This window comes from Streptomyces bullii (genome assembly GCF_042657145.1).
GTDB lineage: Bacteria > Actinomycetota > Actinomycetes > Streptomycetales > Streptomycetaceae > Streptomyces > Streptomyces bullii.
Genome location: NZ_JBHSNY010000009.1, coordinates 17,539 through 39,187, shown reverse-complemented (window position 1 = coordinate 39,187; position 21,649 = coordinate 17,539). Strand labels below are relative to the sequence as shown.

At 73.1% G+C, this 21,649-nt stretch carries 21 protein-coding genes; 12 read left to right on the top strand and 9 right to left on the bottom strand.

All coding sequences use genetic code 11. From position 1 onward, the window contains the following. Positions 1–12 precede the first annotated feature (12 nt). Positions 13–1,551 carry a helix-turn-helix domain-containing protein gene (locus ACFPZJ_RS25260; protein ID WP_381025873.1) on the bottom strand — a complete coding sequence of 513 codons (1,539 nt, stop codon included), beginning with the start codon at positions 1,549–1,551 and terminating at the stop codon, positions 13–15. Between the two features lie 149 nt (positions 1,552–1,700). On the opposite strand from ACFPZJ_RS25260, the gene ACFPZJ_RS25255 reads away from it, so the two are divergent. The 3 genes from ACFPZJ_RS25255 (at position 1,701) to ACFPZJ_RS25245 (ending at position 4,913) form a co-directional block, all read left to right on the top strand. Further along, entirely contained in the window at positions 1,701–2,321 is a 621-nt protein-coding gene (locus tag ACFPZJ_RS25255; protein WP_381025871.1) for an L-threonylcarbamoyladenylate synthase, read from the top strand. A 145-nt stretch (positions 2,322–2,466) separates the two neighbouring features. Next, positions 2,467–3,222 carry a dienelactone hydrolase family protein gene (locus ACFPZJ_RS25250; RefSeq protein WP_381025869.1) on the top strand — a complete coding sequence of 252 codons (756 nt, stop codon included), beginning with the start codon at positions 2,467–2,469 and terminating at the stop codon, positions 3,220–3,222. A gap of 185 nt (positions 3,223–3,407) precedes the next feature. Beyond that, positions 3,408–4,913: a metallophosphoesterase family protein gene (locus ACFPZJ_RS25245; RefSeq protein ID WP_381025867.1), complete on the top strand. Its 1,506-nt coding sequence runs from the start codon at positions 3,408–3,410 to the stop codon at positions 4,911–4,913. Positions 4,914–4,926: 13 nt separating this feature from the next. Here ACFPZJ_RS25245 and ACFPZJ_RS25240 read toward each other — a convergent pair whose 3' ends face one another. Continuing rightward, positions 4,927–5,901, bottom strand: a complete 975-nt coding sequence (locus tag ACFPZJ_RS25240; protein ID WP_381025864.1) for a TauD/TfdA dioxygenase family protein — start codon at positions 5,899–5,901, stop codon at positions 4,927–4,929. A 211-nt stretch (positions 5,902–6,112) separates the two neighbouring features. On the opposite strand from ACFPZJ_RS25240, the gene ACFPZJ_RS25235 reads away from it, so the two are divergent. Genes ACFPZJ_RS25235 through ACFPZJ_RS25220 form a run of 4 tightly spaced genes read left to right on the top strand, consistent with a single transcriptional unit; the run spans position 6,113 to position 10,762 of the window. After that, entirely contained in the window at positions 6,113–7,522 is a 1,410-nt protein-coding gene (locus tag ACFPZJ_RS25235; protein ID WP_381025862.1) for an extracellular solute-binding protein, read from the top strand. Then, positions 7,519–8,478, top strand: a complete 960-nt coding sequence (locus ACFPZJ_RS25230) for a carbohydrate ABC transporter permease (RefSeq protein WP_381025860.1) — start codon at positions 7,519–7,521, stop codon at positions 8,476–8,478. The genes ACFPZJ_RS25235 and ACFPZJ_RS25230 overlap by 4 nt, the downstream gene beginning before the upstream one ends. Before the next feature lie 29 nt (positions 8,479–8,507). Then, complete coding sequence (locus tag ACFPZJ_RS25225; protein WP_381025857.1) at positions 8,508–9,362, top strand: carbohydrate ABC transporter permease; 855 nt, start codon at positions 8,508–8,510, stop codon at positions 9,360–9,362. Beyond that, complete coding sequence (locus ACFPZJ_RS25220) at positions 9,359–10,762, top strand: glycoside hydrolase family 32 protein (protein ID WP_381025855.1); 1,404 nt, start codon at positions 9,359–9,361, stop codon at positions 10,760–10,762. The genes ACFPZJ_RS25225 and ACFPZJ_RS25220 overlap by 4 nt, the downstream gene beginning before the upstream one ends. On the opposite strand, the gene ACFPZJ_RS25215 is transcribed toward ACFPZJ_RS25220, so the two are convergent. Then, a complete protein-coding gene (locus ACFPZJ_RS25215; RefSeq protein WP_381026652.1) occupies positions 10,725–11,789 on the bottom strand; it encodes a LacI family DNA-binding transcriptional regulator in 1,065 nt (354 codons plus the stop codon). The genes ACFPZJ_RS25220 and ACFPZJ_RS25215 overlap by 38 nt on opposite strands. Before the next feature lie 138 nt (positions 11,790–11,927). Between ACFPZJ_RS25215 and ACFPZJ_RS25210 the strand changes: the two genes are divergently transcribed. Then, a complete protein-coding gene (locus ACFPZJ_RS25210; protein WP_381025853.1) occupies positions 11,928–12,533 on the top strand; it encodes a DNA polymerase ligase N-terminal domain-containing protein in 606 nt (201 codons plus the stop codon). A 15-nt stretch (positions 12,534–12,548) separates the two neighbouring features. Here the strand turns inward: ACFPZJ_RS25210 and ACFPZJ_RS25205 are convergent, their stop codons facing one another. The 3 genes from ACFPZJ_RS25205 to ACFPZJ_RS25195 all read right to left on the bottom strand — a co-directional run bounded on the left by ACFPZJ_RS25205 (position 12,549) and on the right by ACFPZJ_RS25195 (position 15,883). Then, the gene (locus ACFPZJ_RS25205; RefSeq protein ID WP_381025851.1) at positions 12,549–14,891 is read right to left on the bottom strand and encodes an ATP-binding SpoIIE family protein phosphatase; all 2,343 of its coding nucleotides are present in this window, start codon (positions 14,889–14,891) and stop codon (positions 12,549–12,551) included. 147 nt (positions 14,892–15,038) lie between these two features. Continuing rightward, on the bottom strand, positions 15,039–15,506 hold the full coding sequence (locus tag ACFPZJ_RS25200) for a peroxiredoxin (RefSeq protein ID WP_381025848.1): 468 nt from the start codon (positions 15,504–15,506) through the stop codon (positions 15,039–15,041). Continuing rightward, complete coding sequence (locus ACFPZJ_RS25195) at positions 15,503–15,883, bottom strand: DoxX family protein (RefSeq protein ID WP_381025845.1); 381 nt, start codon at positions 15,881–15,883, stop codon at positions 15,503–15,505. Before ACFPZJ_RS25195 ends, ACFPZJ_RS25200 begins: the two co-directional genes overlap by 4 nt. Before the next feature lie 384 nt (positions 15,884–16,267). On the opposite strand from ACFPZJ_RS25195, the gene ligD reads away from it, so the two are divergent. The 4 genes from ligD to hemC all read left to right on the top strand — a co-directional run bounded on the left by ligD (position 16,268) and on the right by hemC (position 19,851). Then, entirely contained in the window at positions 16,268–17,248 is a 981-nt protein-coding gene (gene ligD, locus ACFPZJ_RS25190) for a non-homologous end-joining DNA ligase (RefSeq protein WP_381025842.1), read from the top strand. Positions 17,249–17,391: 143 nt separating this feature from the next. Beyond that, positions 17,392–18,168 (top strand): NPP1 family protein, encoded by a 777-nt coding sequence (locus ACFPZJ_RS25185; RefSeq protein ID WP_381025839.1) that lies wholly within the window; start codon positions 17,392–17,394, stop codon positions 18,166–18,168. Positions 18,169–18,647: 479 nt separating this feature from the next. Beyond that, complete coding sequence (locus tag ACFPZJ_RS25180) at positions 18,648–18,788, top strand: hypothetical protein (protein WP_381025837.1); 141 nt, start codon at positions 18,648–18,650, stop codon at positions 18,786–18,788. A 127-nt stretch (positions 18,789–18,915) separates the two neighbouring features. Further along, positions 18,916–19,851 carry a hydroxymethylbilane synthase gene (hemC, locus tag ACFPZJ_RS25175; protein WP_381025835.1) on the top strand — a complete coding sequence of 312 codons (936 nt, stop codon included), beginning with the start codon at positions 18,916–18,918 and terminating at the stop codon, positions 19,849–19,851. A 27-nt stretch (positions 19,852–19,878) separates the two neighbouring features. Here the strand turns inward: hemC and ACFPZJ_RS25170 are convergent, their stop codons facing one another. From ACFPZJ_RS25170 to ACFPZJ_RS25160, 3 genes are all read right to left on the bottom strand, one after another. Continuing rightward, positions 19,879–20,400, bottom strand: a complete 522-nt coding sequence (locus tag ACFPZJ_RS25170) for a hypothetical protein (protein ID WP_381025832.1) — start codon at positions 20,398–20,400, stop codon at positions 19,879–19,881. Positions 20,401–20,507: 107 nt separating this feature from the next. Continuing rightward, positions 20,508–20,804, bottom strand: a complete 297-nt coding sequence (locus tag ACFPZJ_RS25165; protein WP_381025830.1) for a hypothetical protein — start codon at positions 20,802–20,804, stop codon at positions 20,508–20,510. 147 nt (positions 20,805–20,951) lie between these two features. Continuing rightward, positions 20,952–21,545, bottom strand: a complete 594-nt coding sequence (locus ACFPZJ_RS25160) for a hypothetical protein (RefSeq protein ID WP_381025827.1) — start codon at positions 21,543–21,545, stop codon at positions 20,952–20,954. Positions 21,546–21,649: the final 104 nt, after the last annotated feature.

The following is a 21,649-nucleotide window of genomic DNA, read 5'->3' as shown; positions in this document are numbered from 1 at the left end:
GCGCCGGAAGGCTCAGCCGTGCACAGGTGAGTCCGAATGGCCCGCATTCGTCCCGCCGGAAGGGGGTCCGGGGAAGACCGGCGGGTCGAGGTCACCCACCGCCAGGTGGGCCAGCACGACCTCGTACAGGTCGGTGCCGGCGGCGAGCAGCTGGCGTTCGAGGACGGGTTCGGCGCTGCGGACGTGCTCGCGCACCGTCTGTGCGTGGACGCCCAGGGCCTGCGCGGCCCGCTCGGCGTTGCCTCCGGCCGCGATCCAGGTGCGCACGGTGCGGCGCAGGTCCCGGGCGTCCGCCTCCAGCCGGCCCAGGAGGTCCCCGGCCCAGGTGCGCAGCGCGGGCCCGGCCAGCAGGTCGGCGACCCGGAGGCCGGGGGGTGCGGCGTCGCCGTCGGGCTGTCCGTCCGCGAGGCCGACCTGGGTGTTCAGCGCCAGGTGGACGACGGCGCGGACGGTGAGGTCGGTGAAGTCGGTGCGCAGCAGGGCCTCGACGCGCTCCATGCGGGCGCGGACGGTGTTGCGGCTCACGCCCAGGACCTTGGCCGCGTTGACGGCGGTGAACTCCAGCCCGAGCCGGGTGGTGGCGAGGAGTTCGGCCCGCGTGTGGTGCGGCAGCGCGTCCAGCGGACGCAGCACACGGCCCGTCCAGCCGCGCAGCGCCCGCGGGTCCATCAGCCGCTCGGGGTGGGTGCGTTCGGCGTAGACCGCCGTCTTGTCCGGCCGGAAGTGTGCGACGGCGAGGGCGCTGACGGCCTGTCCGTAGGCGGTGGCGGTCCGGGCCAGGCTCTGCCGGACGCTGCCGCCGAGGAACGTGCCGGGGTGCCGGCCGACCAGGGACCGCAGGTCGGTGCCCGTGGTCTCGCGCGGCCCGACGACGATCACATGCCCTGCCATGGCGGGGCATCGCACGACCAGGGCCTCCTCGCCGGTGGTGTCCAGGCACTCCTCGGCGAGCCGGTCCCGCGCCGCGGGGCTGCTCTCGACGACGTAGACGCACGCCGTGTCGGTGTCGAGCAGGCCCGGCCAGAGACCGGCGGCGACCCGGCGGGCCGCGACGGTGTCCTCGACCATCAGCAGCTGCAGGATCGCCAGCCGCAGATCGGAGGTGGCACGCCTCAGCCGGTGCCCGGCCACGGTCGACTCGTGCGCGGTCAGCAGCAGTTCGAGCACCTGGGCGGTGTGGGTGACGATGTCGGAGGCGGGGCGGTCGAAGGGCGTGTCGCGGGAGACGGCCAGCACGCAGGGGCCCGCCGGATGGTCGACCCGGACCAGGCGCAGGTGGCGCCCGTGCCCCTCCCAGGCGGCGGAGGCGAGCCGGCGCGCGGTGAGGTCGGCGACGAGGCCGTCCTCGACCGGCAGCCGTGTTCCGGCGAGGAGGGAGCCCCCGGCGTCCAGGAGGGCCGCCGTCGCGCGCAGGGTGCCGGCGAGCCAGTCGACGACCCGGCCGACGTCCCGCCCGGCCGGCCGCAGATGGTCGAGCAGTTCGCGCGCCCAGGTGGGACGTGCGCCGGCCGTCCCTCCGTCGCGCCCTGTTCCGTCCTCTCCTCCGGCCACCTCGGTCTTCCCCTCGTCCTCGCGCCTCCCCGGTCTCGGTCGGGGACGTTACCTCACCCGAACGGGGGGTCCGTCCCGAGCGGGCGTGCCGTCCGTGGGCCGGGCCCGGCCTGCACCGGCGAGGTGCGGGAGCGGCATAAGCTCGACGGATGGCGAAGTACTTCGACGTGCACCCCGACAACCCCCAGCCCCGCACCATCACCCAGGTCGCCGACAGCGTCCGTTCGGGCGCTCTTGTCGCCTACCCCACGGACTCGTGTTACGCCCTGGGATGCCGGATCGGCAACCGTGACGGCATCGACCGGATCCGCACCATCCGCCGGCTGGACGACCGGCACCACTTCACCCTGGTGTGCCAGGAATTCGCGCAGCTCGGCCAGTTCGTGCGGATCGACAACGACGTGTTCCGCGCCATCAAGGCGTCGACGCCGGGCAGCTACACCTTCATCCTGCCCGCGACGAAGGAGGTGCCGCGCATGCTTCTGCACCCGAAGAAGAAGACCGTCGGCGTGCGCATCCCCGACCATGTCGTCACCCAGGCCCTGCTCGCCGAGCTGGGCGAGCCGCTGCTGTCCAGCACGCTGCTGCTCCCGGACGAGGAGGAACCGATGACGCAGGGCTGGGAGATCAAGGACCGGCTCGACCACGTGGTGGACGCGGTGGTCGACTCCGGCGAGTGCGGCACCGAACCGACGACGGTCATCGACTTCTCCGGCGGGGAGGCGGAGATCGTCCGGCGCGGCGCGGGGGACACCGCACGGTTCGAGTAATGGGCTCGCCAAGGCCCGTTAACGGCCAGGTCAGAGAGGCAGGGGCAGGCGACGCGTGCCCGGCCGGGGCTGTCAGGATGGCCGTGCTCCGCCCCCTGCGCGGGTGCGGATCTGTGGCCGACGTCCGTAGAGAGGCAGCCCAGCCATGACCGCCGTACAGGGAAACGCTGTCGACATCCCCACCGAGGACGGCACAGCCGACGCCTATCTGGCGCATCCCGCCGACGGGCGCCCGCGGCCGGGGGTGCTGCTCTACATGGACGCCTTCGGGCTCCGTCCGCGGCTGCGGTCCATGGCGGACCGGCTGGCCGCGGCCGGTTACACGGTCCTGGTGCCCAACGTGTTCTTCCGGCACGGGCGCGCCCCGGTGGTCGAGCTGCCCGAGTTCATCGACCCGGGGGCGCGTCCGGAGATCTTCGAGCGTCTCGGCCCGATCATGCGGGCCCTCACGGCCGGCACGGCGATGCGGGACGCCGGCGCGTATCTGCGCCGGCTGGCCGAGTGCCCGGCCGCGGCCGACGGCCCGGTCGCCGTCACCGGCTACTGCATGGGGGCCCGTCTCGCGCTGCTCACCGCCGGCACGTATCCGGACCGTGTCGCGGCGGCGGCCGGGTTCCACGGCGGCCGTCTGGCGACCGAGGCGCCGGACAGCCCGCATCTGGTGGCCGACCGGGTCACCGCCGAGCTGTACTTCGGTCACGCCGACGAGGACCCGGGGATGCCGCCGGAGCAGATCGAGCGGCTGGAGCAGGCACTGACCTCGGCCGGGGTCCGCCACCGCTGCGAGGTGTACGCCGGCGCCCAGCACGGTTTCACCCAGGCCGACACGGCCGCGTACGACAAGGCGGCGGACGAGCGCCACTGGACGGCCCTGCTCGACCTGCTGCAACGCACGTTCTGACGCCCGGCCGGCTCACGCCCGGCGCGCGTCGGCGAGAAGGTCGGGCCCACCCGCCGGGCACCGGACCGGCCCGGTGCCCGGCTCGCCGTGCGGCCGTCAACTCCCCGCCGTCCGCGCGGAGTCCCGCCCCGGGTGGTGATGGACCCGGCTCCGGCCGGCCGGTGGATCGTTGTTACGGTGCACCGGTGTCTGACTCCTCACGCGATACCGCCGAAGGCGCCGGCTGGGGCACAGCGGAACTCGGCGTGTACCGGCGGCTGATGCCGCACAGGACCGAGAAGGTCTCCTGGCTGGACCCGAGGATGCTCTGGGCCGCCCGCAACGGCGTGCTGGCCTCCTGGTTCGGGGACCCCACCGGCCGCACCCGGAGCCGCTGGGTGGCGCAGCGGCGGGCCGCCGGGGCGCCCGCGGACAAGGTGATCCGGCGCACCGACCCGGACCGGTTCTCCTTCCTGGTCATCGGGGACACCGGCGAGGGCGACGACCCGCAGTACGCCGTCGTGCCCGGGATGTTGAAGGTCGGTCGGGACACCAGCTTCGCCGTCGTCGCCAGCGACGTGATCTATCCGGTGGGCAGCGCCGACGACTACGGCACCAAGTTCTTCCGCCCGTACCAGGACTACCGGGCACCGGTCTACGCGATACCCGGCAACCACGACTGGTACGAGGACCTCGGCGGTTTCATGCGCGTCTTCTGCGACGACGCCCCGCCCCTGCCGCCCGAGCCCGCACCGCGCCCGCTGACCCGGGCCTGGCTGCGTTCCCTGCTGTGGCACCGGCCCCGTCCGGACGACGGCCGGCACCTCGCCGAGGCACGGACGATGCGGTCGGCGCCCGCCCAGCAGGCTGTGCAGCCGGGCCCTTACTGGGCGATCGACGCCGGGCCGGTGCGGATCGTCGGCATCGACACGGGTCTGCTGGGCACGGTCGACGCCGAGCAGGGCGCCTGGCTGCGCGAGGTCTCCCAAGGACCGCGCCCGAAGATCCTCATCACGGGTTCGCCGCTGTACGTGGACGGCAGGCACGAACCCTGCGCCATCGAGGACGGCGGCACCGTCGACGAGATCGTCCGCGACCCGGCCCACCACTACGTGGCGGCGATCGGCGGCGACATCCACAACTACCAGCGCTATCCGGTGCGGTTGGACGACGGCCGCACCCTCCAGTACGTGGTGGCGGGCGGCGGCGGCGCGTTCATGCACGCCACGCACACCATCCCCCGGGTCTCGGTCGCGGGCGTCACCGAGCGGGACTTCCGCTGCTACCCGCTGCGCGGCGACTCCCTCGCCTTCTACAGCCGGCTCTACGGGCGCCGGCTGCGGCTGCGCCGCTTCTTCACCCTCACCGAGGCCGAGGCGACGGCCGTGATCGCCGAACGGCTCGGCATCCCGCCCACCCGCGCGCCGGGCGGCGACGCCCGCGTCACCCGGCGCGTCCGCCTGGTCGCCGGGCTGCTCGGCACCGCCCGCCGCCCCGACCGGGCCAAGCGGTTCCGGCTGCCGGTGCGCAAGATCTACACCCAGTTGTTCTCGCCGAGCTCCGCCACGTACAGCCCGCCGTTCTTCAAGTGCTTCCTGCGCCTGGACGTCGGCCCGGAGTCAGTCCGGCTGCGCTGCTACGCGGCCACCGGCAACCGCGCGCAGGAGACCGACCCTCCGGTCGAGGACGAGGTGACGATTCCCCTGGGGTGACTCCCCCGGCCGGTCACCAGCGGCCGGGTTCGCTCCCGACGATCGCCGCCGACGGCTGGCCGTCCACCCCGGCCGGGACGTCACCGGCGAGCATCACCCGGTGCATGATCCGGGGGTGGTCGAGGTGGGCGGTGTCGCTCGGCGCGAGGTGCATGGTGGCCCGGTTGTCCCAGAAGGCCACGCTGCCGGGCTCCCAGCGGAACCGGACCGTGTACTCGGGCCGGACCGCCTGCTCCAGCAGCATCTGCAGGATCGCGGTGCTCTCGGCCCGGGACAGGCCGTCGATCTGCTCGACGTAGTAGCCGTTGACGTACAGGATCCGCTCGCCCGTCTCCGGGTGGACCCGCACCAGCGGGTGCACGGTGGCGACCTGGTGGTCCAGCAGGTGGCGGACGTAGGCGTCGTCGCCGGGCCGCGGCTGGTAGCCGACGCCCAGCCGGTGCTCGGCGCGCAGCCCGTCGACGAACTCCCGTACCGGGCCGGACAGTCCGGCGTACGCCGCCGCCAGGTTCGACCAGGTGGTGTCGCCGCCGTACGGCGGGACGGTCTCGGCGCGCAGGATCGTCGCGGCGGGCGGGTCCACGCGGGCGCCGTGGTCGCAGTGCCAGCCACGCAGCAGCGTGTGGCGGCGCCGCCGCAGCCACTCGTCGTGCTCCATGCCGTACCGGCCGCCGAGTTCCAGCCGGTCGGCGGTCGTCTCGATCTCCGGGAAGCCGGGCGGCGAGGCCTTGCCTCGCCGGGGCAGGACGACCGGATCGCCGAAGCGGCGCGCGAACGCGACGTGCGCGGCGTGGTCCAGCCGCTGCCCGCGGAAGAACACGACCTTCCAGCGCAGCACGGCCGCCCTGATCGCGGCGATCACGGCGTCGTCCAGGTCACCGGCCAGGTCGACGCCGGTGATCTCGGCTCCGATGTGACCGGCGGCCGGTTTCACCTCGATCCCGGCGTCCCGCACCGCGTGGTCCGTCCTGCGGCCGTCCGTCGTCATACGCGCTCCGCTGCTCGTCCGTGGGCGTGGTCCTTCCCGGAGATCGTGACAGCGATCCCCGTCCGGGGCGACAGGGCCTCCCCGCCGTCCGTGCGGCGCAGCTGTGCTCCTAACTCGTTAAAGGTCAGGCGTTCCCGCGTCTTGACATGCCCGTGCACGGTTCCCATCATCAGGGCATCAATCCTTGACTAACACGAGTTAGGCCCGCCCGATGACCGACTCGCACCTCTCCCGCCGCACCCTGTTGCGGTACGGCGCCTACGGCGCGGGAGCCGCCGCCCTGGCCGGCACCGCCGCCGGCTGGGACCGGCTCACCGGAGCCGACATCCCCGGCCGCGACGACGGCTCCCTCGTCATCGCCACGCTCGGCCCGGCCTATGGCCCGACCGCCATCCGCACGCTCACCGACGGCTTCCGCGAGGTCCACCCCGACATCAAGGTCCGCATCAACGCCGTGCAGGCCGTCGACTGGTCGGACTTCTTCGCGAAGATCCTCACGCAGATCGCGGCGGGCACCGCCCCCGACCTGGTCTACGTGGCCACCGAGGGGGTGCAGTTGTTCGCGCAGCGGCTCGGCGTGCCGCTGGACCGGTGGGTGAAGCGGGACGCGGCCGAGCTGAAGGAGTACTTCGCCGACGTCCACCCCTCGCTGGTGGAGTCGATGATGTACGAGGGCAGCCTGTACCAGCTGCCGGTGGAGTTCAACGCGGCCGACATGTACTTCAACACGCAGGTGCTGAAGCGGGCGGGCGCCGACTTCCCGCCGCCCGACTGGACCCGCGACGACTTCACCGCGCTGCTGCGCGACATGAAGAAGTCGAGCGGCTCGCAGTTCACGCCGTACTTCTGGACGAACCGGCTGTGGGGCGGGGTGGTGCCCTGGCTGTTCGCCAACGACACCAACCTGCTCGCCGAGTCCAAGGCGCCCGGCGGCTCCTGGCTGTGGGACGGCTTCTACCCCGCCGCCCAGCGGCGCGGACGCGGCGGCGGCTTCCGCTGGACCACCCCGCAGGCCACCCACGACCGGGTGGAGGAGGCGTACGACTACCTCGCCTCGCTGATCCAGGAGGGCCTGTGCACCCGCCCCGAGGGCGGCAACGGCCAGAACCTCATCGGCGTGTTCTCCACCGGCCGCGTCGGCGTCACGCCCGCGGGCGGCTTCTGGGCGGGCGGCCTGCACCTGGCGGGCATGAAGCCCGACGGGTTCGACGTGCAGTACTTCCCGCGCTGGCGCACCCAGCGCATGCAGTACGGGGCGGCCGGCTACGCGCTGCTGCGCACCTCACGCAAGCAGGACGAGGCCTGGGAGTTCATCAAGTACGCGACCCGCAGGGACACCCTGATGCGGCTGTTCGAGACCAACCAGACGACCCCGGCCCGCCGCTCGATGCTCACCGCCGACCGCTACCGGGAGATGGGCCCGGCGCACTGGCGGGTCTTCTACGACACCCTCGACAAGTTCCCCGACACCGGGCCGATCCCCGCGCCGCCGCAGGTCGCCGAGGTCGAGCAGGTCCTGCTCAAGCACACCGGCACCGCCCTGTCCTCGCCGCGCGCGGTGCGTCCCGCGCTGCGCCGGATGCAGGGCGACCTGGAGAAGGCCATGGAGCGTGACGCATGACGAACACCCAGATACCGGCCGTACCGGCGGCACGCCCCGCGGCCGCCCCGCCGGCCACCGCCGCGCCGCGCCTCTCCGCGCGCGACCGGGGCACACGGCTGCTGGCCACGCTGTTCCTGACGCCGACCATCGTCGGCATCGTCGTCTTCACGGTCGTGCCGATCGTCGGGTCGGTGGTGCTGAGCCTGTTCCACTGGAACGTGATCGACGCGCCGCGCTTCGCCGGAGCCGCCAACTACGGTGAGATGTTCAGTGATTCGACGGTGCTGGTGTCGTTCCGCAACACGCTGGTCTTCATGGTGTTCGCGGTGGCGCTGCAACTGACGGTCGCGCTCGTGCTGGCGCTGGCGGTGAACGGGCGCATGCCGGTGTGGCTGCGCTCGGTGTTCCGCTCGGCGTTCTTCTTCCCGCTGGTGCTGTCCGCCGCGTCGATCTCGGTGGTGATGAAGTACCTGTTCAACCAGGACTTCGGGGTGGTGAACTGGCTGCTCGGCCTCGTCGGGATCGCGCCGGTGCCGTGGCTGACGTCGGAGAACGCGGCGATGGCGACCGTCGTCCTGGTCTATGTGTGGCAGCAGTTCGGGTTTTCGTTCCTGCTGTTCGTCGGGGGCCTGAACAACATCCCCAAGGAGATCCACGAGGCGGCCGCCCTGGACGGCGCGACCGGGCTGCGCAAGCACCTGACGGTCACCCTGCCGCTGCTGTCGCCGACGCTGCTGGTGGCGTCGGTGGTCGGCATCATCAACGCGCTCCAGGTCTTCGAGCAGCCGTACGTCCTCACCGACGGAGGGCCCGGCGACTCCACCCGGACCGTGGTGATGGTGATCTACGAGAGGGCCTTCGAACAGCTCCGCTTCGGTGAGGCGTCCGCGGTGGGCGTGCTGCTCTTCGTGCTGATCATGGCGGTCACCGCCCTCCAGTTCCGGCTCAGCCGGCGTTTCGTCCACTACCAGTGAGCCGGGTGAGTTCCGTGAGCCAAGCAACGATGAGCCGAGCAACCCTGTCCGTCAGCCGCGTCCGGTACGGGCTCGCGCCCTGGGCGCGGATCGCCGGGCTGACCGTGTGCGCCCTGCTGACGCTCGGACCGGTCGTGTGGACCGTCTCGACCTCGCTGCGCACGCCCGCCGAGGCCTTCAGCCTGCCACCGCAGCTCGTCCCCACGAACCCGTCGACCGAGGCGTACCGAGGGGTGTTCGACCAGATCGACGTGTGGCTCCTGGCGCTGAACTCCACGCTGGTGACCGCGCTGATCGCGGTCGGCCAGATGGTCACGGCGGGCCTGGCCGGATACGCCTTCGCCCGCCTGGAGTTCCGCTTCAAGAAGCCGCTGTTCGCTCTGGTCCTGGCGACGATGATGGTGCCGTTGCAGGTCACCATCGTGCCGGTGTTCCTGGTGCTGAAGTCGATGAGCCTGACCGACACCCTGCTCGGGCTGATCGTCCCGGCCTTCCCGACCGCCTTCGGCACGTTCCTGATGCGCCAGTACTTCCTGGGCATGCCCAAGGACCTGGGCGAGGCGGCGATGCTGGACGGCGCCGGGCCGTGGCGGACCTTCCGGTCCGTGTACGCCCCGCTGGCCGCGCCCGGTCTGGCGATCGTGGGCGTGCTCGCCTTCAACTACCACTGGAACGAGTTCTTCCGGCCGCTGATCCTGGAGACCTCCGCCCAGAACTACACGTTGCCGCTGGGGATGGTCTCCCTCCAGGGCAACCTCGGCACGGGCTCCATCTCCGTCGTGCTCGCCGGTGTCGTGCTGTCCATGATCCCCGCCGTCGCCGTGTTCGTCGTCGGCCAGCGCCCTCTCCGCGAGGGCATCACCTCCGCAGGAGTCAACCGTTGAGCCTCGCCGCTCCCCCGCACCACCCCGACGCCCCACGCTTCCGGGTGCGCCCGCCCGCCAACTGGATCAACGACCCCAACGGCCCGTTCCGCTGGCGCGGTCGCTACCACCTCTTCTACCAGCACAATCCGGATGCCCCGGTGCACGCGAACGTCCACTGGGGCCATGTCTCCAGCCCGGACCTGGCCCGCTGGGAGCACCATCCGCTCGCGCTCACCCCGACGCCGGGCGGCCCGGACGAGGCGGGCTGCTGGTCCGGGTGCGTGGTCGACGACGGGGGCGTGCCGACCGCGGTGTACACGGGCGTCGACCGTGACCACGTCGGCCTGGGCACGATCTGCCTGGCGCGGGCGGCTGACCCGGAGGACCCCGCGCTGACCGAGTGGACGCCGCTGCCCACGCCGGTCGTGACGGGCCCGCCCCCGGGCCTCGACGTGGTGATGTTCCGCGACCCGTTCGTCTTCCGGCACGGCGGCCGACGCTGGGCGCTGGTCGGCGCGGGGCACGCCGACGGCACGGCGTCGGTGCTGCTGTACGACTGCGACGAACTGACCGACTGGCGGTTCGCCGGGGTGCTCCTGGACGGCACCGACCCGGTCGCCGTCGAGGCGTTCGGCACCGGAGCGACCGGCTGGGAGTGCCCGCAGCTGTACGCCGCTCGGGGCGGCGCGTGGGTGCTGGTGGTGTCGCTGTGGGATGGCTCGCCGCTGCGCACCGGCTACCTGACGGGGCGTCTGGTGCCAGGCGGCGACGGCGGTCTGCGCCTGGAGCCACGCACCGGCGGCCGGCTCGACCACGGGCGGGACTTCTACGCCCCCGCCGTGCTCCAGGAGCCGGACCGCGCCCTGATGTGGGGATGGTCGTGGGAGGCCCGCGACCAGGAGGAGTGCGAGCGGGCCGGCTGGGCGGGCGTTCTCACCGCGCCCCGGGTCGTCGACGTCCATCCCGACGGCACGCTCCGCGTCACCCCCGCCCCGGAGCTGGACCTGCTGCGCGCCGCCGAGCCGTTTGTCACGGCGCCGGGCCGGAGCCCGCTCCCGGAGGCGTACGACCTGTCCGTCACCGCCCGCACCCCGATGGCCGTGAGCCTGCTGCGGTCGGCCGCCGGCGCGGACCTCACCGTCCGTCTGGACCCGGGCGAGGGCACCGTAGTCCTCGACCGCTCCGGCCGGCCCCGCACGCAGGGCGAGGACGCGGCACCGGTCGTGGTGCGCGTCCCGTGCCACGTGGAGCTGAGCCTGCGCGTCCTGGTCGACGGTTCGCTGTACGAACTGTTCGTCGGCGACCGGGCCGTGATCACCGAGCGGATCTACCGACGACCGGACGACGTACGGCAGTTGACCGTGCCGGACGGGGCGACGGTCACGGGATGGGAGCTGGTCCCACCGACGCACGGCTGATCACCGGGCAGGCCAGGCGCCGCGTGGTGGCGGGCGGGGTCCGTCCCGTGGCGATGGCGTCCAGCAGCAGCCGGGCAGCGGCCTCGCCCATCGCCCGGTGCGGCAGCGCAACGGTGGTCAGGGGCGGGGTGAGGTGCGCGGCCATGTGCTCCTGATCGTCGTAGCCCACCACCGACAGCTCCTCGGGCACGGCGATGCCGAGCCGGGTCGCGGCGTGCAGGGTGCCCGCCGCGACCCGGTCGTTGTAGCAGAAGATCCCGGTGGGGCGCTGCTCGGCGCGGACCCCGTCGAGCAGCCGGGTGGCGCCCTGGTACCCGCCGGAGATCTCGCCCCCGGTCCGGACGACCCACTCCCGGGGCACGGTGATGCCCTCGGCGCGCAGCGCGTCCCGGAAGCCGCGCAGCCGTTCGACCGAGGCGATGTCGTCCTGCCCGCCGACCAGGGCGACACGGCGGTGCCCCTGCTCCAGCAGCAGCCGGGCGGCGGTGCGGCCCCCCGCGCGTTCGGCGGGGATGACGGCGGGCAGCGAGTCGTCCTCGGGCAGGCAGTTGGCCAGCACGGAGTGCGTGCGGTGCAGGCCCTCGGGGACGCGGACGCGGCGCAGGGACATCGCCGCGTAGATGATGCCGTCCACCCGCCGGTCGAGGAGCTCGGCGACCGCCGCGTCCTCCTTGGCCGGGTCGCCGCCGGAGTCCACGGTGAGCACCAGGTGTTCACCGGCCCAGGCGGTCTCCATGGCGCCGCGCAGCAGCCGTCCGGCGAACGGGGAGGAGGCGATCTCGTCGGTGACCAGGCCGATCACCGCCGTACGGCGGCGGCGCAGACCGCGGGCGACGGGATCGGGGCGGTAGCCGAGCTGCGCGGCGGCCTGCCGGATGCGTTCCTGGGTGGCGGGCGAGAGGTTGCCCTCGGCCCGGCCGTTGAACACGAAGGAGACGGCGGTGTGCGACACGCCGGCGAGGCGGGCCACGTCCCGCGAGGTGGGACGCGCGGGTCCCGTCGTCCGCTTCTCCTCGGCGCTGTCCATGCCGTCCGCCGCCCTCATCCCCCACCGGTCCGGTTGATCTTTCCTCACCCTATCCGTGCCGCCGCACGGACGGCACGGCCCCGGAGAGGTCGAGCTCCCACCGGGTACCCGGACCGGCAGGACGGGAAGGAGCCGCAGGTGAGTGAGCGGGACCGGCTGCGGGACTACCGCGGCAAGCGTGACTTCGAGCGGACCGGGGAGCCCCGGGGGCACCGGGCGGCCTCCGGCCGGGAGCCCCGGTTCGTCGTGCAGATCCATGACGCTCGCACCCTGCACTTCGACTTCCGGCTGCAGGTGGACGACGTCCTGAAGTCCTGGTCGGTCCCCAAGGGCCCCTCGTCGGATCCGAAGGACAAGCGGCTGGCCGTGCCCACCGAGGACCACCCCCTTGAGTACGAGGAGTTCGAGGGTGTGATCCCGCGCGGCGAGTACGGCGGCGGCACCGTGATCGTCTGGGACCACGGCACGTACGAGCCGCTGAGCCACGACCGCCGGGGCCGGCCCGTCGATTTCGGGGAGTCGCTGGACCGCGGCCACGCCCGGTTCCGCCTCCACGGCGCGAAGCTGCGCGGCGAGTACGCCCTGACCCGCTTCCGCGGCGGGCGGGACGAGGAGGCGTGGCTGCTGGTGAGGACGGCCGAGGGCGGATCGCGCGGGCACGGCGCTCCCGATCCCCGCCGGGCGCGTTCGGTGAAGTCCGGCCGTACCCTCGCCCAGGTCGCGGCGGACGGCACCCGGCGCTGAAGCCGGTGGCCGTGGTCAGAACAGCGGTGTCAGCGACTGCTCGCACCAGATCGTCTTGCCCCTGGGGGTCTGCCGGCTGCCCCAGCGCTGGGTGAGCTGGGCGACCAGCAGCAGTCCCCGGCCGCCCTCGTCGAAGGCGTGCGCCCGGCGCAGGTGCGGCGAGGTCGAACTGCCGTCGGCGACCTCGCAGATGAGCGTACGGTCGCGGATCAGGCGCAACTGGATGGGCGGCGCGCCGTACCGGATGGCGTTGGTGACCAGTTCGCTGACGACGAGTTCGGTGACGAAGGCGGCCTCGTCCAGTCCCCACGCGGACAGCTGCTCGGTGGCGGCCTGTCGGGTGGCGGCCACGTGCGCGGGGTCCGGCAGGACGTCCCAGGTGGCGACCTGGTCCGCGCCGAGCGCCCGGGTGCGGGCCAGCAGCAGCGCCACGTCGTCGCTGGGCTCCTCCGGCAGGACCGCCTTCAGCACGGTGTCGCACAGGGCGTCGAGCGAGTCGGCGGGCACGGCCAGCGCGCGGCACAGTTCGTCGGTGGCGTGGTCGACGTCCCGGTCGCGGTCCTCGACGAGGCCGTCGGTGTAGAGGGCGACGACGGACCCCTCGGGCACCTCCAGTTCCGTCGCCTCGAACGGCAGCCCTCCGACGCCGAGCGGCGGCCCCGCCGTCAGCGGGATGAGGCGGGTCGTGCCGCCGGGCAGGACGAGGGCCGGCGGGGGGTGCCCCGCGGCTGCCGTGGTGAGGCGGCGCGATACGGGGTCGTAGACCGCGTACAGGCAGGTGGCGCCGAGTTCAGCGACCTCGTCGGCGCCGTCGCCGGTGGCGAGGTGGGTGACCAGGTCGTCGAGGTGGGTGAGGAGTTCGTCGGGCGGCAGGTCCACGTCGGCCAGGGTGCGCACGGCCATGCACAGCCGGCCCATGGTCGCCGAGGAGGGGATGCCGTGGCCGACGACGTCCCCGACGACCAGGGCGACCCTGCTGCCGGACAGCGGGATGACGTCGAACCAGTCGCCGCCGATGCCGGCCGCCGAGCCGGTGGGCAGGTAGCGGTGGGCGACCTCCACGGCGGCCTGTCCGGGCAGCCCCCGGGGCAGCAGGCTGTGCTGGAGTGCCAGCGCGGTGGTGCGCTCGCGGGCGAAACGGCGGGCGTTGTCGATGCAGACGGCGGCCCGGCTGGCGAGTTCCTCCGCGAACACGGCGTCGTCGTCGCCGTAGTCGTCGGGCTGCGCGATGCGGATGGCCACGGCCACACCCAGGGTGGTGCCGCGGGCGCGCAGCGGCACGGCCATCATCGAGTGGACGCCCCGGCGGTAGGCACGGCCCTGCGGGGCGTGGGCGTTGCGGTCCGCGACCCACCGCATGAAGGAGGGTTCACCGGCCTGGCTGAGGATCACGCGGCCTTCCCGGATCGCCCGTGCGGGCGCGGAGTAGGCGGGGTAGACGTCCATCTCGCCCAGGTGCACGGCCGCTTCCGGGGTGCCTTCGGTGACGGAGCCGTGGGCGACCCGGCGCAGCGCGATCTCGGTGTCGGGCATCGCCTCCTGTTCTCCCGCGCCGAGGACCCAGTCGAGCAGGTCGACGCTGGCGAAGTCGCCGAACCGGGGCACCACGATGTCGATCAGCTCCTCGGCGGTGCGCACCAGGTCCAGGGTGGTGCCGATGGCGGCAGCCGCCTCGTTCAGCAGGGCCAGCCGCTGCCGTGCCCAGTACTGCTCGGTGCTGTCGAACGCCGCGAGGGCGGTGCCGATCAGCTCGCCGGAGGGGTCGTGCACCGGCCACATCTCGGTGGTCCAGGCGTGCTCCCGGTTCAGGGCCGGGGCGCCCGTGTAACTCTCGTACCGGCACGGCCTTCCCGTCTCGACGACCTGGCGCAGGTGCCAGTTGAAGCCCCGGCTGTGCTCGGCCTCCTCGACGGTGTCCGGGAAGTGGCGTCCGAGCAGGACCTCCTCGGACACGCCCATGACGCGGCAGGCCTCCTCGTTGAGGCGCAGATAGTGCTGGCGGATGTCGAAGACGGACATCGACATGGACGCCTGCTGGAAGGCCTGTCCGGCCAGGCTGGTCTCCGGCTCGCCGGGCGGCAGGGCGGTGACCACGTATCCGTCCGGTGCGCCGGCCGCCCCGGCCACGGCGCACGCCCTGACCCGGAGCGTCACGGCCGAACCGTCGCGGTGCTGCACCCTGACGACACCCGACAGCGTGGATACGGCGGCGGGCGGCACCTCCTCGGCGAGCAGCTCCCGTGCGGCCCGCCCCACGGCCTCCTCGGCCGGGTATCCGGTCAGCCGCCGGGCTCCCTCGCTCCACCCCGTCACAAAGCCGCGGGCGTCGATGACCGCCGCGGCGGAGGCGTCCTCCATGTCGTCCAGGATTATCCGATTACGGCCCCGGTTCAACCGCGGAGAGCCCAGCCGGTCCCGGGCCGCGCCCGGTGACCGGGCGTCACGGCCCGGTTCCTTTCCGTGGGCCGGACTCCCGGCACCGGGGTCGGCCCGCCCGGTACCGCCTTATGCCCGGTGGGCGCGCAGTGCGGCCAGTGCCCGGTCGGCGTGCGCGTTCATCCGCAGTTCGCTGCGGACGACGTCGAGGACGGTGCGGTCCTGCGCGATGACGAACGTGGTGCGCTTGGTGGGTGCCAGGGTGAAGCCCCGCCTGACGCCGAACCGCTCGCGGACCGTGCCGTCGGCGTCGGACAGCAGCGGCATGCCCAGGCCGTGCCGTCCGGCGAACTCCTGCTGCCGCTCGACGGGGTCCCCGCTGACGCCCACCGGCCGGGCGCCGACGGCGGCGAACTCGGCAGCCAGGTCCCGGAAGTGGCAGGCCTGCGCGGTGCAGCCCGGGGTGAGGGCGGCGGGGTAGAAGAAGAGCACGACCGGCCCCTCGGCAAGCAGGTCGGACAGCCGGCGCACGGTGCCGGTCTCGTCCGGCAGGGCGAAGTCCTCGACCGTGTCGCCGGTCTCCACCCGCCCGGTCACGACCGGCCCTCTGCGTTCCGGGCGACGCCGCGCGCCCACAGCACCAGTGGCACCTGCAAGGGCAGCCGGCCGATCGCCAGGGCCTTCTGCGGCGCGGGGCGGTGCCGCCAGTCGAGGGCCATCTTGACGTTGGCGGGGAACACGCCGACGAAGAACGCCGCGGTGGCCAGCGCGGCGGCCCTGCGGGTCCGGGGCAGCGCCACGCCCGCGGCCAGCGCGAGTTCCGCGGCGCCGCTCACGCGGGTCCAGGTCCGGGGGGAGCCGGGCAGGCCGCGCGGGATGGTCGCGTCGAACGGGCGGGGGGCGGCGAAGTGGGCGACGCCCGCGGCGGCCAGCAGGCCGGCGAGCAGCAGGGGCGAGCGTTCGGACCGGGGCACGGTTCCTCCTCTGATGGCCTGCCGCGTGATCCTACTGGCCGGTAGACGCGCGGTGGACGCGGGGTCGCCGTCAGATCCGGGGACGCCGGTCGTGGTGCCCGGCGTGCCACCGATAGAGCGGCGGACTCCTCGAGGAACGCACTGGCGGAGGACCGGCCCGCAGCGGTGGGCGCCACGACAGCACCCGGTCCCCCGTCGACGGGGGGGGAGACGCGCGCGGCCACGGGCCGGACCGTCGCGCGGCCGGCCCCTCGCCAGCGACCGCCGGCCGGACCCCGGGCCGCGCCGTGCCGCCGGCGTCCGGTGGGCGCCCGAGTGGCGCCGTTCAGGGGAAACCGGTCGCGAACGCGCGTGAGGGCGTACGGACGCGTCCACAACTCACCCGTGGACCTGCCGCTGATCCCTCCCATGCTCGCCACGCCCGGCACTCTGCCGCCCGCCACACAGGACGCGCGCTGGGCCTACGAGACGAAACAGGACGGTCAGCGCGTGGTGATCTACCTCCCCGGGGACGGCGGCGTGCTGCTGCGCGCCCGGTCCGGGCAGGACATCACGGCCGCGTACCCCGAACTGCTGCCGCTAGGCACCGTCCTCGGCACCACGCCCGCGGTCCTGGACGGCGAGATCCTCGCGCTGGACGAACAGGGCCGCGCGAACTTCCAGTTGCTGCAGTCCCGCATGGGGCTGGCGCACGCGCCCGGCAGGGCGGCGCGGCGCGCGGCCACCGTTCCCGTCCACCTCGTGCTGTTCGACCTGATGCACCTGGGCCGGCGCTCCCTGCTCCGTCTCCCCTACACCGGACGCCGTGCCGCACTGGAGGACCTCGGCCTCGCCGGGCCGTCCTGGTCGACCCCGGCCGCGCTCGTCGGCCACGGCGCCGAGGCCCTGCGCGCCACCCGCGAGCACGGCATGGAGGGCCTGGTCTGCAAGCGGCTGGACTCGGCGTACGAGCCGGGAGTGCGCTCCCGCGCCTGGGTCAAGATCCGCAACATGCGCACCGAGGACGTGCTGATCGGCGGCTGGCTGCCCGGCAAGGGCCGTCTGACGGGTCTGCCCGGCGCCGTACTGGTCGGCCAGCGGGCCGCCGGGCGGCTGCGGTACGTCGGCGGGGTGGGCACCGGCTGGAGCGAGACCGAGCGGACGGAGCTCGCCGCGCTGCTGCGGGCCGCCGAGACCGAGGTGTGCCCCTTCGACCCGGTCCCGCCGGCGCCGGGCGCCCACTGGGTGGTGCCGTCGCTGGTCGGCGAGGTCCGTTACAGCACCCGCACCCGTGAGGGGATGCTGCGCCAGCCGTCCTGGGTGCGCCTGCGGCCGGACCTCGCGCCCGAGGAGGCGGCGGCCGACCTTCCGGACGACCTGGGGTGAACCGGCGCCGGTCACCAGGTCCTCGGCCGCTCTTCATCACGGAGTCACCCACCCCCTCTTGGCATGGACGCGTCTAATCGGGAAGCTGAACTCCCCCGCTCCCCACAGCCGTTGGGCTGCGCCCGGACCAAGAGGAGGACGCAGTGTCGTCGCCTACACCCCGAACCCACCGCAGGAGATGGCTCACCGGCCTGGCCGGTGCCGCCGCCCTGGTCGTCGCCTTCCCCACCACCGCGTTCGCAGCACCGCCCCCGGCGCTGCCCGCCAACGCCGATGCGCTGGAACAGACGTACCAGCCCGCCTACGACTACGACACCGACGGCTGCTACCCGACACCCGCCATCAGCGCGGACGGCACGGTCAACGGCGGCCTGAAGCCGACCGGCTCCCTCAACGGCGGCTGCCACGACGCCGCCGACCTCGACAACACCAACGGCTACGCGCGCTCCAAGTGCAACAACGGCTGGTGCGCCATCGTCTACGCCCTGTACTTCGAGAAGGACCAGGCCGTCGCCGGCAGCAGCATCGGCGGGCACCGGCACGACTGGGAACACGTCGTGGTGTGGGTGCAGAACGGCACGGTGCAGTACGTCTCGACGTCCAACCACGGCTCCTTCACCGTGCACGCGCGGTCGGCGGTCCGCTTCGACGGCACGCACCCGAAGATCGTCTACCACAAGGACGGCATCAGGACGCACTGCTTCCGCCGGGCCGGCTCGGGCGACGAACCGCCGGAGAACCACAAGGGCACCTGGCAGTACCCGCCGCTGGTCGGCTGGAACGGCTACCCGGCGGGCATCCGCGAGAAACTGACCGCGCACGACTTCGGCAGCGCCAACTTCGGCCTGAAGGACGGCAGTTTCACCTCCCACCTGGCGGCGGCCAAACCGTCCGGCATCGCCTTCGACCCGAACGCCTGAGCCGCGCGGGCTCCGGCCGCCGGCCCGGACGCGGGCCGGCGGTCAGGGCTCCGGCCGGCGTACTGGGTCCCCGGCCGGGGCCCGTCTCCGCCGCTCGCCCGATCCGTGCGGGTGGCGGCGCCGCACAGCGTCCCGGCATGGCTCGCTCTCGCCGACGCGCACCACGGCCGCTCCGCCCGGCCCCTGGGGACATGGGAGGCCGCCGGTCATCTGGTGAAGGTGTACGCCCTCCGGGCTCCGGGCCGCACCGCGGCCGAGGCGGACGCCGAGGCGGCGCTGCGTATCGCCGAGGCCCATCTGCGACTCGGGGCGACAGCGGGGCTCTCTCGGGCTCGCCGTGCTGATCGTGCACGCCGGCGGCGACGGGGACTACGTCCTCGTCCACACCTGGATCGAGGGCCACACGTCGGACCTGGCCCTCTTCACCGGCCCCGCCGTGCGGCCGGGGCAACTCCGGCCGGGCGGGGCTCGCGCCCTGCGTGTGGGAGGCGGCACTGCTGGCGCACGAGCGCGAGGCGTTCGTGCCCCACGTGCTCGACGGGTCCGGCCCGTTGCCCGCCCGGCTCGTCTCCTGGAGCGCCGACACGGTCGACGGCGACGTCCGCCGAACGACGCGGTGAACGAGGTGTGGTGAACGACATGCGGCGAACGTCATGGGGTGAACGACATGAGTGAACGCGCCGACGGCGGTCCGGGGTTCGGGCGATACGGCACGGGCACCCCTCACCGAGGGTCTATCGTGTCCGCATGTCCGTCCCTGAACTGATCCGTATCGTCTCCCGCGACTCGCCCATGGCGCTCGCCCAAGTGGAGCGTGTCCGGGCCGAGTTGGCGGCCTTCCATCCCGGTGTGCGCACCGCGGTCGTGCCGGTGAAGACGACCGGTGACAAGTGGATGGGCGACCTGTCGAAGGTCGAGGGCAAAGGCGCGTTCACCAAGGAGGTGGATGCCGCGCTGCTCGCCGGTGAGGCCGACCTCGCGGTGCACTGCGTCAAGGACGTGCCCGCCGACCGGCCGCTGCCGGCGGGCACGGTGTTCGCCGCGTTCCTGAAGCGGGACGACATCCGCGACGCCCTCGTGCACCCGGGCGGGCTCACCCTCGACGAACTGCCGGACGGCACCCGCATCGGCACCTCCTCGGTGCGCCGGGTCGCGCAACTGGCCGCCAGCCACCCGCACCTGGAGTGCGTGCCGTTCCGCGGCAACGCCAACCGGCGTCTGGAGAAGCTCGCCGCCGGTGAGGCGGACGCGCTGCTGCTCGCGGTCTCGGGCCTGGAGCGCATCGGCCGCCGGGACGTCATCAGCGAGGTCCTCTCCCCCGAGACGATGATGCCGCCCATCGGCGCGGGCATCCTCGCCCTGCAGTGCCGCGAGGACGACACCGACCTCATCGACGCCGTCAGCGGCCTCGGCCACCCGGACACCCACCGGGAGACCACCGCCGAGCGCATGTTCCTGCACGTCCTGCAGGGGCACTGCAACAGCCCGATCGCCGGGTACGCGCGTGTGGACCGCGGTGGGGAGCTGTCCCTGCGGGCCTGTGTGTTCACCCCGGACGGCAAGACCCGCCTGAACGCCCACGAGTGGGCGGGCCGGCTCGATCCGGCCACGCTCGGCACCTCGGTCGCCGTGGCGCTGCTGCGACAGGGCGCCCGCGAGATCATCGACGGCATCCCGCACTGACGCCCTGACGGGCGCGCCGACGCCGGCTCAGGCGGTGCCTTCCTCCGCCTGGTCCTGCAGGAAGACGCTCACCTGGTGCGCGAGGCTCTCCCGGGCCGCGCCCGGCTGGGCCCCGACGACCCCTTCGTGCACCCCGATGCCGCCCGCCCACAGCCGCCGGTCGGTCCACTCTTCTTCGACCCGCAGCTGAACCTGGACGTCCACATGGCTCAGGGACGCCTCGGGGCCGGCCGCGTACAGCACGGCGGTGGCCCGGCGCAGCGGGTAGACGTCGAAGCCCTCGATGAACTGCGAGTTGCGCCAGTCGATGAACGCGCTCTCACCGTCCGAGCCGATCCGCACGTCGACCTGGCCGTCCTCGAGGTGGATGCCGTAGTGGCGGCTGCCGCGGTTCTCGACGGTCACGCGGAGACTGAAGTACGTCAGGCCCTCGGCGGCGTCGTCACGTCCCCGCGGCGGCTCGGCGAGTTCCAGACGGTGGACGCGGACCCGCAGACCGGCATGCTCGTCGTACTCGTGCCAGTCCCCGACCACGTTCGGCTCGTACACAGTGCACCTCTCGACCTCTGGAAGCTGCTTCCTATCTGTGTGCTCAGGGCACTGTCAAATGAGCAGAATGCGCTGTGGCCTGGCAGTTCACCCCTTTTGATCGCTGATCAAGCCGTGCGCAGGAAGAATCCGCCGACGACCTTCGAAAGCGCTTGCCCGAGCGTGCGGTACATCACGTTCCACGCCAAGATCAACGGGCCGGCCGCCGAGTGGCTCCGTCTTGCCGACGGCCTGGAGCAGCCGGGCATGACGGACGGCGGGTGCAGGGTGTTGGAGCCGACGAACAGCGGCGTGGTGATCACCCCTCCTGTGCCCTGTCCGATGCCCTTCAGCCGGTCGGAGCCAAGGACAGTTCCGGCGGTGGACTCGCCGTCGGCGTTTCGGCTCCGTACGGCGGCGCGCATCCTCCGGACCTGCCCAGGCGCGCGGTCCGGCCCTGGGCCGGCTGGGCCGCTGGTGTTCCGGCGGACGCGGCAGGGACTCGCTGCCTTTCCCCTGCCCGCTCTCGCACGCCTGGTGCGACATGCCGACCGTTGCTTGACAGCGGGATGTCAGCCTCGGGTCGCGGCGGTCCGGGCCAGTGTGCCGGAGCATGTGGCGCGGCCGAACGTGCCGGTGGCGGTGGCGCTTTGGACGTGTGTGCCGCGGATGGCCAGGGCGCAGCGGGCCTGTCCACCTTTTTCGCCGAGGACGATGTTGACGATCGGGTCCTTGCCGAGCGGCACGTGGACGGTCTTGCGCCATGGCAGTGTGGCTGCTTTGACGACGACGGCCTGGCCGGTTTCGCTGCGGGCCTGGTAGGTGATGTCGGCGGTGCCCTGGCCGGTTACTTCGTAGGTCACCGCGGCGGTGGGGATGCGGCGCTCCGGCCTGTCGACCGCGTCGCCGGTGTCGAGCACGCCGTACAGGACGAGCCCGCCGCAGGCGGCCAGCGCGGCGCCGGCGATCAACAAGCCGGCCCGGTCCGCGCGCCGGCGGCGGGAGGACTCGCGGGCCGGAGTCTCGGTGTGCTCCGACAGCGCGCCTTCCCCGGCGCCGACCGAAACCAGGTCGTCCGGATCGCCGCCCGGTTCCGGATCGGCCTGCGTTTCCGATTCCGTCGGGTCCGGGCGTGGTGCATCGGATTCCCGGATATCGCCGGCCATGAAATGTCTCCCTCGTAATCGGAGTACTCGGAATTGATCCGGGCGGTTATATCGGATGCCGCGAACGGCTGGCAAGTGAACGGAGATAACGGACATCACCCGCC